At 54.7% G+C, this 13,331-nt stretch carries 14 protein-coding genes; 8 read left to right on the top strand and 6 right to left on the bottom strand.

The window, feature by feature from the left end:
* Positions 1-724, bottom strand: a 724-nt coding sequence (locus tag QFX31_RS04055; RefSeq protein WP_348530844.1) for a transposase, incomplete at its 3' end; no start/stop codon positions are given.
* A 113-nt stretch (positions 725-837) separates the two neighbouring features.
* On the opposite strand from QFX31_RS04055, the gene QFX31_RS04050 reads away from it, so the two are divergent.
* From QFX31_RS04050 to QFX31_RS04035, 4 genes are all read left to right on the top strand, one after another.
* A complete protein-coding gene (locus tag QFX31_RS04050; RefSeq protein WP_348530843.1) occupies positions 838-1,527 on the top strand; it encodes a diphthine--ammonia ligase in 690 nt (229 codons plus the stop codon).
* 5 nt (positions 1,528-1,532) lie between these two features.
* Entirely contained in the window at positions 1,533-2,090 is a 558-nt protein-coding gene (locus QFX31_RS04045; protein ID WP_348530842.1) for a hypothetical protein, read from the top strand.
* A gap of 247 nt (positions 2,091-2,337) precedes the next feature.
* The gene (locus QFX31_RS04040) at positions 2,338-2,874 is read left to right on the top strand and encodes a hypothetical protein (protein WP_348530841.1); all 537 of its coding nucleotides are present in this window, start codon (positions 2,338-2,340) and stop codon (positions 2,872-2,874) included.
* Positions 2,875-3,321: 447 nt separating this feature from the next.
* The gene (locus QFX31_RS04035; protein ID WP_348530840.1) at positions 3,322-3,960 is read left to right on the top strand and encodes a hypothetical protein; all 639 of its coding nucleotides are present in this window, start codon (positions 3,322-3,324) and stop codon (positions 3,958-3,960) included.
* Between the two features lie 57 nt (positions 3,961-4,017).
* Here the strand turns inward: QFX31_RS04035 and QFX31_RS04030 are convergent, their stop codons facing one another.
* Complete coding sequence (locus QFX31_RS04030) at positions 4,018-4,443, bottom strand: hypothetical protein (protein ID WP_348530839.1); 426 nt, start codon at positions 4,441-4,443, stop codon at positions 4,018-4,020.
* A 227-nt stretch (positions 4,444-4,670) separates the two neighbouring features.
* Here QFX31_RS04030 and QFX31_RS04025 point away from each other — a divergent pair, with 227 nt between their 5' ends.
* Both QFX31_RS04025 and QFX31_RS04020 read left to right on the top strand, forming a co-directional pair.
* Positions 4,671-5,474, top strand: a complete 804-nt coding sequence (locus QFX31_RS04025; protein ID WP_348530838.1) for an HAD family hydrolase — start codon at positions 4,671-4,673, stop codon at positions 5,472-5,474.
* A gap of 447 nt (positions 5,475-5,921) precedes the next feature.
* The gene (locus QFX31_RS04020) at positions 5,922-6,464 is read left to right on the top strand and encodes a hypothetical protein (protein ID WP_348530837.1); all 543 of its coding nucleotides are present in this window, start codon (positions 5,922-5,924) and stop codon (positions 6,462-6,464) included.
* Between the two features lie 36 nt (positions 6,465-6,500).
* Here the strand turns inward: QFX31_RS04020 and QFX31_RS04015 are convergent, their stop codons facing one another.
* The 3 genes from QFX31_RS04015 to QFX31_RS04005 form a co-directional block, all read right to left on the bottom strand.
* Positions 6,501-7,736 (bottom strand): tRNA (N(6)-L-threonylcarbamoyladenosine(37)-C(2))-methylthiotransferase, encoded by a 1,236-nt coding sequence (locus QFX31_RS04015; RefSeq protein ID WP_348530836.1) that lies wholly within the window; start codon positions 7,734-7,736, stop codon positions 6,501-6,503.
* Between the two features lie 9 nt (positions 7,737-7,745).
* Positions 7,746-8,777 (bottom strand): AI-2E family transporter, encoded by a 1,032-nt coding sequence (locus QFX31_RS04010; RefSeq protein ID WP_348530835.1) that lies wholly within the window; start codon positions 8,775-8,777, stop codon positions 7,746-7,748.
* A 157-nt stretch (positions 8,778-8,934) separates the two neighbouring features.
* Positions 8,935-9,489, bottom strand: coding sequence for a hypothetical protein (locus tag QFX31_RS04005; RefSeq protein WP_348530834.1), 555 nt, complete (start codon positions 9,487-9,489; stop codon positions 8,935-8,937).
* A gap of 577 nt (positions 9,490-10,066) precedes the next feature.
* Between QFX31_RS04005 and QFX31_RS04000 the strand changes: the two genes are divergently transcribed.
* Entirely contained in the window at positions 10,067-10,264 is a 198-nt protein-coding gene (locus QFX31_RS04000; protein ID WP_348530833.1) for a hypothetical protein, read from the top strand.
* On the opposite strand, the gene QFX31_RS03995 is transcribed toward QFX31_RS04000, so the two are convergent.
* Complete coding sequence (locus QFX31_RS03995; protein ID WP_348530832.1) at positions 10,261-11,595, bottom strand: signal recognition particle protein Srp54; 1,335 nt, start codon at positions 11,593-11,595, stop codon at positions 10,261-10,263. The genes QFX31_RS04000 and QFX31_RS03995 overlap by 4 nt on opposite strands.
* 227 nt (positions 11,596-11,822) lie before the next feature.
* Here QFX31_RS03995 and QFX31_RS03990 point away from each other — a divergent pair, with 227 nt between their 5' ends.
* Positions 11,823-13,121, top strand: a complete 1,299-nt coding sequence (locus tag QFX31_RS03990) for a tryptophan--tRNA ligase (protein WP_348530831.1) — start codon at positions 11,823-11,825, stop codon at positions 13,119-13,121.
* Positions 13,122-13,331: the final 210 nt, after the last annotated feature.

Below are 13,331 nucleotides of genomic sequence, written 5' to 3'. Positions count from 1 at the left end.
TCGCGACTATATGCCTGGAGATGCGATGGTTGACATCCCTGGTGAATCGCTTCATCCTGCCGGAGAGCTTCTTGAGATGCCTTTTAGCAGACCTGGTACCCACACTCTGGAGCCTGGCTCTGAGCGAATCAAGCCGCTTTCTGGTCTCCAGAAGCTTCTCGCCGCTGTGTATCTCCCCATCAGAATCAACAGCGGGATACTTGATACCGAGATCGACACCCAGAACCCCTCTGGGCTCGTAGGGAGTCTCCTCTGGAGCTTCGACAGCAACAGCAAGATAGAACACACCGTTTCTGAGTATCAGATCTGCTTGACCACGAACCCGATCCATCCGAGCTTTCTGGTAATCGCCAATCCTGAGGGGGATAAGCTGCCGGCCTTCGAGTGTTGTCAGCGAGACTGCTTCGAGCCCCTTCCAGGAGAGTATGCGCTGGTCGTAAACAATCGCCCCATCAGGCCGGAACTGCGGCTTAACAGATCGATCTCGCTTGTATGCCTCAACAACCTTGGATATCGCTCTGACAGTGAGCTGTGCAGAGAGACCGAATCGCTTCCTAACGTCATAGTAGACAGCTTTATGGACTACGTACTTATTGGCCTTCCCGATGGAGTACGCCACTTCTGCGATGTAGTTACAGGCCTCGTTGAAACGGTGCATCGTCTCCAGAAGGATCTTATACTGTTCATCGTCTGGATCGAGCCGGACCATCAGAGTCTGAAGCATTGTATTGAGGGATATGTTCACTTTGTATATAAATTTCAGTTTATATGGGTGGGGTACGCTCCTCCACGCCCTGAAGGGCGGGGTTTCCGCTACCCCTACCCCCAGGAGGTTCTATGAAACTTGGAGTTCTCTTCAGCGGCGGCAAGGACTCTGTGTTCGCCTGCTACAGGGCGATGGAAAAGGAGGATGTGCGGTGCCTAATCACCCTGATATCTGAAAATGAGGAGAGCTACATGTTCCACACGCAGAACATAGGGCTCGCGGAGCTTGTGGCATCTGCTATCGGCATCGATATGCTGAAGTGGCGAACCCCGGGCGTGGAGGAGATGGAGCTGAATGATCTGAGGGAGGCGATCATCGAGGCGTGTAGGCTCTACAGCATCGATGGGATAGTGACGGGCGCGATCGAGTCCGTCTATCAGTCGTCGAGAATCCAGAGGATCTGCAGCGAGCTCGATCTCTGGTGCTTCAACCCGCTCTGGCAGATCGATCAGCTCGATTATCTGAGAATGCTGACTGCCCGCGGCTTCAGGGTCATTGTGACAGGCGTCTTTGCGTACCCCCTGGATGAGAGCTTTCTGGGCGCGGAGATTGATGACAGAATGATAGAAAAGCTCGAGAGGCTTCAAAAGAGATACGGAATAAGCCCCTCAGGAGAGGGCGGCGAGCTGGAGACGCTGGTTCTGGACGGGCCGATATTCAGGAGACGGCTGGAGGTGCTCAGAGCTGAAAGGCTCTTCAGCGGCAACCGCGGGAAATACGTGATCGAGTCAGCGAGGCTTGTGGAGAAGACCGCAAATTAATATATGTGGGGAGAATAAACGTGATCCTTGTTCTGGACCTCTGCTATCGCGATGGCTCGCTCTCCAGGTACGAGTTCGTCGATCCTGTCGCAAATGCGCTCCGCAGGGCCGGCGCGGAGATTGATGTTATGCATTACAGGGAGCTTGAGGATCCATCTGGTTACGATAAGGTGGTGCTCTGCGGCACAGCTCTCAAGGACAGATGCTGTATTGATGATGCAGAGCAGCTCTCCTGGCTACAGGACTGGAAACGCCCGGTGCTGGGAATATCGACCGGAGCTGCTGTCATATGCTCTGTTCTTGGCGGAAGAGTGCTTTCAGGCATTCACATCGGGATGGAGAATGTGGTGATCTCCGCTGAGACCCCGCTTCTTGGAGAACCGCGGATCATACCTGCGTTCCATCTGCACAGCTTCCAGCTGGTGCTCCCATCCGAACTGATTGCAGTAGCGGAGAACTGCGAGGCTTTTGTGGCGCGCGATCGACCTCTCTATGGCGTTTTATTCAACCCAGAGGTCAGGAACCGCTGGATCCTGGAGAGGTTTGTGAAGTGCGAGCTGTAGCTTGGGACCCACCAGCTTAAGCTACCTGCCCCCCCCAAAGGAGACGGGTCTCCACGGTGATCTCATATGATCGCAATCCCTGCTATCACTGATCCAGCTGGCCTGTACAGCTAGATCTTCTGAACTCCTGTACTCGCTGGTCTCCGGTCAATTATCCACCGGCCGGAAATGCTTTTATAAAATTTGATAATGTAACTATCGTGAGCCGCCCATCCCCTAAAGGAGACGGTCTCCCTGGTGATCTCATATGAGAAAACTTGCCATGATTTTGGTTATTTATGCAGCTCTGAGCGCTGCAGCTGCCACGCCGTACTTCAAGGTCATTGATGCTCCCGATGTGAGCATGAGGCCAAACACCACAATAACTCTTCCGATAACCATACAGAACATAGGCGGTGACGGAGCCTATGCCAGGCTCGTGTTCAGAGGCCTGCCTCCTGGTATATCGGTCTCGAATGTGACGAGAGCCAGATGGGTCTATCCCGGCGGCAGGATGACGTTCAACGTGAATCTCTCAGCGGGAGATATTGCTCCTGCGAATCACACCATAGAGGTCGGGATCTCTGCAAAGGGCTCCCCGCCAAACTACAGGAGCTTCCATGTGGTAGTCGAGAACGTGAGCGGGGTCGCAGGGATTGCTGTTGAGGAGAATGTGCAGGCTGAAGAGCACCCTGAAACCAGTAACGTGAGTGGGAGAGAAGAGAAGCAGGTTCATGCAGCGGGTATCCTGTGGTCTCTGCTTGCTACAGTCACAATGCACATCTGGCGATCCAGACGACGTTGAGAGTCACATGACAGAGAATAACAGGGCGCAAGCTCTGGCCTTCAGGCCGGAGAGGGGGTCACTCTGAGCAATCTTCATCTACCGTCAACTACTCCGGCCTGAAGACCGGAGCTTGTCCCTGGCGCCATGCGGAGAATCCGACATGTCCGAGACAATAGGCCGGTTGACATCACAGGATATAGCTCCGAAGAGCGGCGACCCTGGGGACGCTCCTGGCCTCAAATGCAGGTTTCAGCTTCCGCATTGCTACGGATTCGGGGCGTTCCAAAATGCCTATCGTCATTCCGTGTTGCAACCGTTTCTCCGTTACGGAGTGTCTTCTGGGGTCAGAAGGCATCTCAGGAGAGAATAGCAGGTACAAAGGTATATATTGTTTCTGCGTGGGGTACGCTCCTCCCCGACCTGAATGGCGGGGTTTCCGCTCCCCCTACACCCCAGGAGGTTCCTATGAAGAAGACCTCTCATAAGATGCGCAGAAGGGCGCTGCTTCTGGTCGTGCTTTGTATTCTGACTCAGGGCTCGTTATCATGGGCGCACATCTCATACGGCGTTGCAGAGGGCGCAGGCACATCGCTCCACCCCGCGATGTACGGGTTCAGGACCGATGATATGGTGGGGGTGTTCTCCATCGAGAAGAATATCGTCCTTGCGGGCGGCGATCCATCGGGTGGTGCAGAGGAGAGAGCATCATCCCCCCACGATGCCAGGCTCGGGCCTGATCTGCTGAATCTCACGATCGAGCCACGCGTGCTGAACGCAAGCCTGGATACGCTCAATATATCGCTCGCTCTCTCCGAGGCCGGATCATCTCCCCCAGCGATAAAGCTCGTCAGCCCATCCGGCGGGATGTCGGCAGTGGTGCAGCTGAACCAGACCGCAGGCGCTGGCAACACCAGCGGGGCTCTCTACCGGGGCGATATCATGATGCCAGCGGATGCAGAGCCTGGGAGATGGCGGATATCATGGCTCAGAGCCTTTGATGCAGAGGGCCACAGCATTCTACTCGGCGAGGATGAGCTGAACGCGATGGGATTCCCAACATTTATAGATGTGAAGAGCAGAGGCCGCAGCCCGCTGCAGGGCTGAGCGAGAGCAGCTGCTCTGAACACCAGGGCCTCCACCGCGCCAAAACAATGTAGAGGCTCAGCGTATCGATCTCCGCTTGGAGAGCACCAGAGAATCCTCCTCCAGAGATATGCTCACGCCGCGCATCTCGAGCTCGGAGATAAGAGCGTCAAGCACATCCTCCATGGGGTTCCTTCTTTTAACAGAGACTCCCCTCCAGGCCTCGAAGAAGCCGGTGACCATGTTCTCGCTGAACTCCATCTCAGGATGCCTCACGACCAGCTCCTCCTCCAGGGGCACGCCCAGCTCTTCTGCTACCCTCTCCAGGAGCTCCAGGCAGTCTCCAATGCCCCACCTGCAGGAGACCCGGGCATCGCTCACCTCCAGCCTCAGGATCACGCCACCGGCCTCCACCTCATGCGAGGCAGGAGAATCCATCGCAGAGATGATCGGCTCGAGCGCTCTTGCAGCAAGCGCAGCGATGCGATCCGGTATGTCTTTCATGGTCAGTCATAGCAATATCTTTTCTGGTATATATTTTTGCGATGCAGACCTTCTATGAGCGCATTCTGGCAGCTCAGATTCTGAAAGAGACAGCATCAAAGGTCTCTGACGGGATAGGGGACCTACAGGGTCGCATCCTCTGACAATGCGGGTGGACGGCGACGTGCTCTCACCTCTAAGACATGCACAGAGGAGCGATATGTTCATACCTCTTCCGTGAATATCGAATGGCAATGGGCGAGATGGCAGTTGTTCTCGATGTCGCAGGCACTCTGCTCCGAATGTACCGTGTGGCCAACGATCTCATCCACAGGAGGATTCTGGAAAGGATAGTGACAGCGCAGCTCATCATAGAGAGGCCGGGCAGAGCGCTTGTCGTGCCTCAGATGGATCCGAGGGATGTCCAGAGATGTCCGGAGGACACACATCTGCTCAGGCTGATAGAGCTGTGCTCAGAGGGCATAGAGATAAGCTGCTACAGCACACCGGTCTCGCATTCGGATGCTCTTGAGGCTATAAGGCGCTCGGATGCGACCGTCAGGGATCTCCTGGTTGCGCACGAGGCTGTCAGGCAGAGATGCCCTGAGACGTATCACACAACCGGAATAATCGTGGACTCTCTGGATATGACCGTCCCGTACATCGTGAGCACAGGAGGCGTGCCGTTCCCTGGTGTCAGATCTGTCCTAGATGAGCTCCGAGCCATGGGTGCGGATATATACATAGCATCTGGCGACAGCCCCAGGAGTCTGATACATCTTGTCGATTACGGCATAGATCCTGAAAAGATATGCTCTGTTGCAGATCCGATCAGGAAGAGGGCGATCGTGAGAAGGCTTAAAGAGAATCACCGAGCGGTGGTGATGGTCGGCGATGGTCTCAACGATCTCTATGCCTTGGAGGAGGCGGATCTCGGGGTGCTCACAGTCCAGCAGAATCCGAACCCGCATCCCAGGCTGCTGGAGGTTGCAGATATCATGATAAGAGATATACGCCAGCTTCCGGTTGCACTGAAAGAACGTATTTTTTGAACGAATATGCGCGATGTCTGATCGTATGATTGGATTACCAATAAATGGACGGATGACCAGATAGCGTTCGTCTGCCTGTATCGTTGAGGCCAAGAGGATGTGTATTCGCAGAAGTTGTTATATATTGTGTTGATAGATATCGATTCCATGGCAGACTGTTCAGTGATGCGCTCACATGCTGTAGTGCTGCACGGATCCACATACACTGCAGATCACATCGATACAGCATGCAGCCCGATCATGCGAAAAGAACACCACATTGCCAGATGCCAGCATGAACACTCTGAGTTGCGAACTCTGATCGGGCCGAGCAGATCGCTGCAACCCAGCAATCTCTTAAGGAAACCGCAGAGTGTACATCGAAATCTATATATAGTAGCGTCTGTTTAAGGATAAATAATATTTTGCTTCATCCAAACAAACCATACAAGTAATAGGTGTAAGCAGATGTTCGAAGAGCTTTTAGAGCTGTATAAAAATAAGGCCGCTGAGACTGAAAGGAAGCTTAAGGAAGAGCAGGCCATGATCGAGCTCATAACCGCCGTAAACAGACTGACAGAAAGTGTCGGGTCTGGGAGGGATGTTGAGCTGCTCGGCCGGCTGATCGATCAGGTGGACAGATTATCGAAAGAGGTTGCAGATCTGAAGACGCAGCTCAGGGCGAGGCATGCCAGAGCCTCAAAGGATCTTGAGTACGGCGAGGGGCGTGCGATAGACAAGCATGCAAGGGCGCTGATAGAGATCATGAGCGAGAGGCCAGGGGACTACACCACCGCAGAGCTGGTGGACATGCTGGGGCTCAATAAAACGACAGTGATCACAGTGATGAAGCGCGCCGCAGATCTCGATCCAAAGCATGTCAGGCTCACGCACGGCAAGCGCAGGAAGCTGACGCTTACGTATGTGCCGGACGATTCGCTCACATCCGGCACCGGATCGGATATGAGCGATCGTGAGCGCATGAAGCTGGAGCTCATGGCCCTCACGTAGATTAGTTGCTGTAGACTTTCGGTCAGCTCAGAGCGTTCACAGACTTTCAGTGCATCTGGCCTTTATGTAGAAGGGCGTTGCATCTGTCGTCACCGCCCTCAACCATTTTCCAACGGAGCTGGCGCCATGGACCACGACCCCGACGTAGTTCCTGGTCCTCCCCTTCATGGTGCCGGCTCTCCCGTGCTCTGTGACCAGCACCTCCAGCTCCTGCCCCACGTACCGCTTGTTCCGCATGAGAGCGATCTCCTTCCAGAGCTCCGTCATCCTGCGCGACCTCTCCTTCTTTATCCTGTCAGGCATATCATACATCGTAAAGGCGGGGGTGTGAGGTCTCCGCGAGTACCTAGTGACGTTCACCTTGTCAGGCTGTGTTGTTCTTATCACATCCTCAGTCAATCCGAAATCCTGATCTGTCTCTCCCGGAAAGCCGGTTATCACATCGGTCGTGAGCGAGATCTCCGGAAATCTCGATCTGAAAGCATTCACGATATGAACAAAATCACCGGATGTGTAGCCCCTTCCCATCCCCTCCAGAACCCTGTCGGAGCCTGACTGGAGCGGAAGATGGAGAAATTTGTATACCTTCCCGCTCCTGTACGATTCCAGCAGTTCGTCGAGAATCCTCATAACAGAGTCAGGGTTCATCATGCCCACCCGTATCATGAACGTCCCGTCCATATCAGAGAGCAGATCGAGGAGCTCCGGAAGTGAAGCTCCGATGTCACATCCGTAAGCTCCGGCATCCTGTGATGCCAGCTGGATCTCAACAGCACCGCTGCTCACGAGACGTCTTGCAGCATCCTCTATTTCGCGCGGCTCTCGGCTCCTGAGAGGCCCCCTTGCCCTCTTCACTATGCAGTATGAGCATGCTCCTAGACATCCCTCTGAGATGCTGACAACTCCGCACAGGCTTCCGGGCAAGCATGATGTGATGCGATCTGGTTCCGGCTGCTCAGCTCTTCCAATGGCATCGATAACCCTGTCTATGCCATCTCTGTTCAGAACGCCCACGGCCTCGAGACCCTCAACCAGCTCCGGAATGGCAGCAGGCAGACAGCCTGCCACTATCAGCCTCCTGCCTCTGAGCTCGCCGATCCGCCGGAGCATGTCCCTCTCTGTGCGTGATGTAACTGCGCATGTGTTTAGGATCACGACGTCTGCATTATTAAGATCGCTCTCACAATGCCCGTGCGCTATCAGCGCTCCCCTGAGCTCCATGGAATTCCCGATGTTCGCAGTGCAGCCGTATGTCTCTATGCAGAACCGCATATCTCCACCTCAGAGATCCTGCTCGCTCTGAGGCTCCTTCGCCAGAGACTGCTCCCTTCTGACCTGGTATATGCCCACGATCACGCCCATGATCGCAGGGGCCAGGAAGAAACCGCCTATTCCAGCCACCATCGCGCCGCCCAGGAAAGAGAGTATAACAAGCAGCGGATGCAGTGAGGAGCGAGCCGCCACAAGGTACGGCCGTATGATCAGCTCAGATGGGAGATAGATGAGAGCGGATGCTACGGCGAAGAACATGAGCGCCTCGGCTGGACCCAGGAGAAGGTATCTGTATATCGATATCGGTACAATGACAGCCCATGCGGTCAGCACAGGCACCAGACCTGCTATGAAAACCAGGCTCGCCATTGCAAACGGCCTGGGAACATCGAATGCGTAGAAGACTATGGCCGAGATCACGCTTCCAACGATCGCGGTGTACATGCTGCCGAGGAATATGCCGCTCAGGATCCTGTCGATCCTCTCGAAGTATGCCCTGTATGTTTCCAGGCTCTCCTCAGGGACTATGGTGAACCAGGACTCAACGAAACGCTCGCCGTCGCAGAGCAGGAAGTAGCATACAGGTATCGAGAGCACAAGATTTATTGCGAGCAGGATCATTCTCCTGCCGTAATCGAATATCGGCATCCTCGCAGCTAGATCTGCCACGAAGCTGAGGACGTTCTGCAGGCTTCCCGTGATGAGCGTGTATATCTCCTCAGGGATCTCGAGGCCTGAGATGGTGCCGCTTATCTCCCTCGTTATGCTTCCCTGGTTCTGGGCGATCCACATGAACAGGTTCGCTATCTCCATCACGCCCAGGATCAGAACGAGCGAGATCGGCACTATTATCCATATGGATGCGATGGCTGAGCCCAGGCGTTTCCTGGACCCGAACATATCTCGTATCGGCCTTCCTATGTATGCGAAGACCGTGCCGAGGATGATGCCATCCATGAGTGGGAACATGAAGTAGGCTATGGCGATGAGCGCTACGAGAACAACAGCGGTAATCCAGCCAAGCCTGATGCTCAAGTTCACACTGCTTTACCCAGAATCCCAAAGTCTAAAATCTTTCCGGATGGGCGGAGACAACCGGCCCCCTTTTACGGAGATCGCATCTATCGTTGATTATTCTTGGAGCAGGAGCTTGAGCTGCTCTCGTTGATAGCGAGCAGGAGGGCGTAAACTCCGGTTTTCAGGCTGGAGGGGAAGTCACCGCCATCCCGCGTTCGTATGCGCCTGTCTCAGCTCTTCTGGCGCTCGTCTCCGCGGATTCAGCCATCGATCTCGCGATGCTCGCGTTCTCATATGCATAAGCTGCCATGAGTCTCGTCAGGTTGTAGATGGAGAGGACCTCAGATCTCACGCTCCTCGTCTCGTTAAGAGCAGCCCTGCATTCATACACGCTTGTTTTGGCAGCTCCGGCGTTCATCTCAGCGGATTCAGCCATCGATCTCGCGATGCTCGCGTTCTCAGATGCGTAAACCACCAGGAGTCTCGTCATGTTGTAGATGGATAGAACATCATCTCGTGCTCTCTTCGCCTCAGAGAGCAACGATTCCGCCTGATGGACCATCGCGCCCGGGCTCAGCGCCATCACCTGAGGGGAGACAGGCGCTGCAAATCCCCTCGTACCGAAGGATGGCACATAACCAGGAGATCTCGCCCCCACGTCGAGATTCACCACATCCTCAGGGGCGCCACGGCCAACCCACAGAGGCTCCTGGGCGTAAGAGACTGGGAGCATCATCAGAAGCACCAAAGCAATGAAGGGCAGGCGTGCATGCAATCATATCACCTTTTGGTAACACAAAGTAAATCTTTATTGTGGCAGTATGTAGCATCATTTAAATATCTTTCCGGGAGCCGGAGACTCACCGGCATGAAGGGACATATGATCACCCAACTCAGATCGCGGGATCGAATAACTGAACGGGCTGCTAGGAATCTTCATCCACTGGCAGGATGCCAGTCGGATCATGGGCTTGAACATCGGAAAAGCCTGTCAGTAATTCGATGTCCAGTGGCATGATACATCATGAATCCTGCGAGGTCAGATGCTTTTGATCTCAAATCAGGAAAGGAGGCAGAAGACCCTTCACATTAGGGGAGGAGGTCACACGAGCACACTACCAGTTGAATCCCACAAAGTCGCATCTCCATGCAGTGATACGATTGCGCGACCCTGGCTTACTGGACGCTAATGCAAACGCTTATGCATAACAGAGAGATGGTTATATATTGAATTCTCTACATCAACCCTCACTTGCATCACGAATATCATCTGAAAGGAGGGATCTGCTCTGAAGCTTGGAGATGTTCTGAAGGTGATTATTGGCATTCTGGTGGCCATTGTGGGCATATGGACCATGGCCGACCCGGCATGGTCTGGACACAACAGCTGGCTGTACGGTCTTAACTGGTGGTCGTACACAGCGAACATCATAAAGGGATCCATCGGGCCGCTTCTGATCCTGGTGGGGATAGTGATAGTATGGATAGCGTATGAGGAATCGAAGGTCTAGACCTTCGGCTGTCCCAGACGCTTCATGAGCTTCTTCACGTTCATACGCCCCATTCCCCCTCTCATCCCTTTTATGGCCTTCTGCATTGCTGCATGCGACTTAAGAAGCTCCTTGACCAGCTCGGGCCGAGTGCCGCTTCCGCGCGCGATTCGCTTTATCCTGCTCGCGTTGATTATCTTTGGATCCTCAAGCTCCTCCTCTGTCATGGAGTCCATGATGAACCTGTATGCGTCGAGCCTCTCCTTTGTGACCTGGTACTCTCTGTCTGAAAGCTCGATGCCCATTCCGCCGATCGGGAGCATCTGCATTATCTGCTTCAGCGGGCCCATCTTGTTCATCGCCTCTAGCTGCTTGTACATGTCCTTCAGGGTGAACTTGCCCTTCATCATCGCATCGACATCGACGTCGCTCTCGATCTGCACCTCCTGGGCCTTCTCGATCAACCCCTTTATGTCGCCCATGCCGAGAAGGCGTGATATGAAACGGTCAGCCTCGAACTTCTCCAGGTCGGCCGCTGTCTCGCCAACGCCTATAAACGCGACGGATGTCTTCGTCTCCGCGACCGCGCTCAACGCCCCACCGCCCTTCGCGGTGCCGTCGAGCTTTGTTATTATCACTCCCGTTATTCCAACGGCCTCGTTGAAGGCCCTGGCCTGCTCGCTAGCCTGCTGGCCGATAGCAGCATCCATGACGAGAAGCTTGTGATCAGCGTTCACAACCGCATGGATCTCCTTCATCTCCTGGATCAGATCGCTCTCGAGCGCGTGCCTGCCGGCCGTATCCACTATTCGCACATCGTACTTCTTCGTCGCCTCCAGGCCGTTCTTCGCGACCTCAGGCGCGTTCTTGTTCCCCTTCTCCCCGTAGAAGAAGATCCCCTGACGGTCGCAGAGCGCCTTGAGCTGATCGTACGCCCCCGCCCGGAATGTGTCCGCGCATATGACAGCTGTTCTCAGACCCTTCCTCTGGAAGTATGTGGCGAGCTTTGCGGCTGTCGTTGTCTTGCCGCTGCCCTGGAGACCAACAAGCATGATCGTCTGCTTCTTGAGCGGGATGTCTGTGCCCCTGCCGACGAGATTGATCAGCTCCTGGTAGACGATGTTTATCACGTGCTCCCTGGGATTCATCCCTGCAGGGGGCTTTTCGTTGAGCGCGCGCTCGCGTATCCTGTTCGAGAGGCTCATCACAAGCTTCACATTCACATCAGCCTGGAGCAGGGCGCGCTGGATATCACGCACAGCCTCATCCACAAGAGCCTTATCAACACGTGTTGCCGAGGCTATCTTCTTCAGGGCACCTCGAAGCGATCCGCCTAGGTTATCGAGCACCATAATTTCTCACGCAGACTTACAGAAGCTGTACCTACATGTTCATAACTTTTGGCATTGCCGTGCTGCTTGCATTCAGAATGATGTGGTATGCCCTGTTACTGAGATCCACAGCATTGAGCTGTCAGGATTCATGGTGCATTCTCACTGGATCGCAGTTCGTCTCAACCCACTCGATAAGAGCGGATGAGAGATAACTTAAATATACGTCCGGATCATTGCCCCCAGCCATGGAAGTGAAGCTGGATCCCTGGGGCTCATCTCAGATCGAAGATTACTCAAAGCTTTTCGAGGAGTTTGGCATCTCTCGGTTCGAGGAGATCCTGCCGGAGATCGAAGATCCGCATCCGTACATGAGAAGGCGCATCATATTCGGGCACAGAGATTACGATGTCGTTCTCAGGGCGATGAAGGAGCACAGGCCCTTTGCGGTCATGAGCGGCTTCATGCCCAGCGGCAGGGCGCACTTCGGCCACATGATGGTGATGAACGAGATCATATGGCATCAGAAGCACGGCGCGGATGCGTTCGTGGCCATCGCAAACATGGAGGCGCATGCAGTGCGCGGGATCAGCTGGCATAGGTGCAGGGAGCTCGGGATCAACGATTACATCCTGAGCCTCATAGCTCTCGGCTTCGAGCCCACCGGCCACATATACTTCCAGTCTGAGAACTACAGGATGAGGGATCTCGCGTTTGAACTGGCAGCGGAGACGAACTTCTCGGAGGTGAGTGCGATCTACGGTTTCTCCGGAGAGACATCGATCGGCCACATGGAGAGCGTGATGGCCCAGAGCGCGGATATCCTCCACCCGCAGCTTCCGGACTACGGAGGTCCGAAGCCTGTTGTTGTTCCGGTGGGATCCGACCAGGATGCGCACATGCGGCTGACCAGAGATCTCGCATACCGGATGCGAAAATTCCTGGTCGAGCAGAGGGAGGGATACATAAGCATCCGGGGGAAGGCGGCCGGTCCTGATCTCATCAGGGCTGCTGCAGATGCGCTGATCGATTCAGGGTACAGGATCAAGCAGTACTCAGAGCACATAGATCTCTTCGATGGTGAGAGCGCTGATAGGATAGATGAGATCATAAGAGAGGTCGAGGTTAAGAACGGCGAGTTCGGCTTCATCCCGCCGGCATCGATATACCACAGGTTCATGACCGGGCTGACAGGAGGAAAGATGTCGTCCAGCCGGCCGGAGAGCCACATAGCGCTGACAGAGGATCCTGATGAGGCTGCGAGCAAGATCATGAGGGCGATAACCGGAGGGAGGCAGTCTCTGGCCGAGCAGCGACGCTATGGTGGAGAGCCTGAGAGGTGTGCTGTCTACGAGTTCCTGCTCTTCCACCTCGCCGAGGACGACAGGGAGCTGGAGGAGCTGTACGGAGAGTGCAGAAGCGGCAGGCAGATGTGCGGCTCGTGCAAGAAGATCGCTGCAGCCAGAATCAGGGAGTTCCTGAGAGAGCATCAGAGCGCCCGCAGGGATGCCGTCCACAGGCTGAAGGAGTTCGGGCTGAAGCTGTGATGCTCGCCTGCGCTCCTCCTATGGCGAGTGCCGCAGGATCGCAGAGGTGTAGCCTGTTAGATCCCGATTCCATAGATCGCACATAATGAGACATGTAGATACTTTTGAGATGTGCTGTCTTAGCCCGTATTCATGTTCATCTCTGCGAATTATCGGAAAGCTGGATCTCGGGGCATTTTTAGCATCACCTCCAGCCGTTCTAGCTGCTCA

This window comes from Methanothrix sp. (genome assembly GCF_030055635.1).
Lineage (GTDB): Archaea > Halobacteriota > Methanosarcinia > Methanotrichales > Methanotrichaceae > Methanothrix_B.
This window is presented reverse-complemented; position numbering and strand designations above follow the sequence as displayed.

Coding starts and splice junctions, on each gene's coding strand:
- QFX31_RS04050 (WP_348530843.1), top strand. CDS start 838: ATGAAACTTGGAGTTCTCTTCAGCGGCGGCAAGGACTCTGTGTTCGCC.
- QFX31_RS04040 (WP_348530841.1), top strand. CDS start 2,338: ATGAGAAAACTTGCCATGATTTTGGTTATTTATGCAGCTCTGAGCGCT.
- QFX31_RS04035 (WP_348530840.1), top strand. CDS start 3,322: ATGAAGAAGACCTCTCATAAGATGCGCAGAAGGGCGCTGCTTCTGGTC.
- QFX31_RS04030 (WP_348530839.1), bottom strand. CDS start 4,443: ATGAAAGACATACCGGATCGCATCGCTGCGCTTGCTGCAAGAGCGCTC.
- QFX31_RS04025 (WP_348530838.1), top strand. CDS start 4,671: ATGGCAATGGGCGAGATGGCAGTTGTTCTCGATGTCGCAGGCACTCTG.
- QFX31_RS04020 (WP_348530837.1), top strand. CDS start 5,922: ATGTTCGAAGAGCTTTTAGAGCTGTATAAAAATAAGGCCGCTGAGACT.
- QFX31_RS04015 (WP_348530836.1), bottom strand. CDS start 7,736: ATGCGGTTCTGCATAGAGACATACGGCTGCACTGCGAACATCGGGAAT.
- QFX31_RS04005 (WP_348530834.1), bottom strand. CDS start 9,489: ATGATGCTCCCAGTCTCTTACGCCCAGGAGCCTCTGTGGGTTGGCCGT.
- QFX31_RS03995 (WP_348530832.1), bottom strand. CDS start 11,595: ATGGTGCTCGATAACCTAGGCGGATCGCTTCGAGGTGCCCTGAAGAAG.
- QFX31_RS03990 (WP_348530831.1), top strand. CDS start 11,823: ATGGAAGTGAAGCTGGATCCCTGGGGCTCATCTCAGATCGAAGATTAC.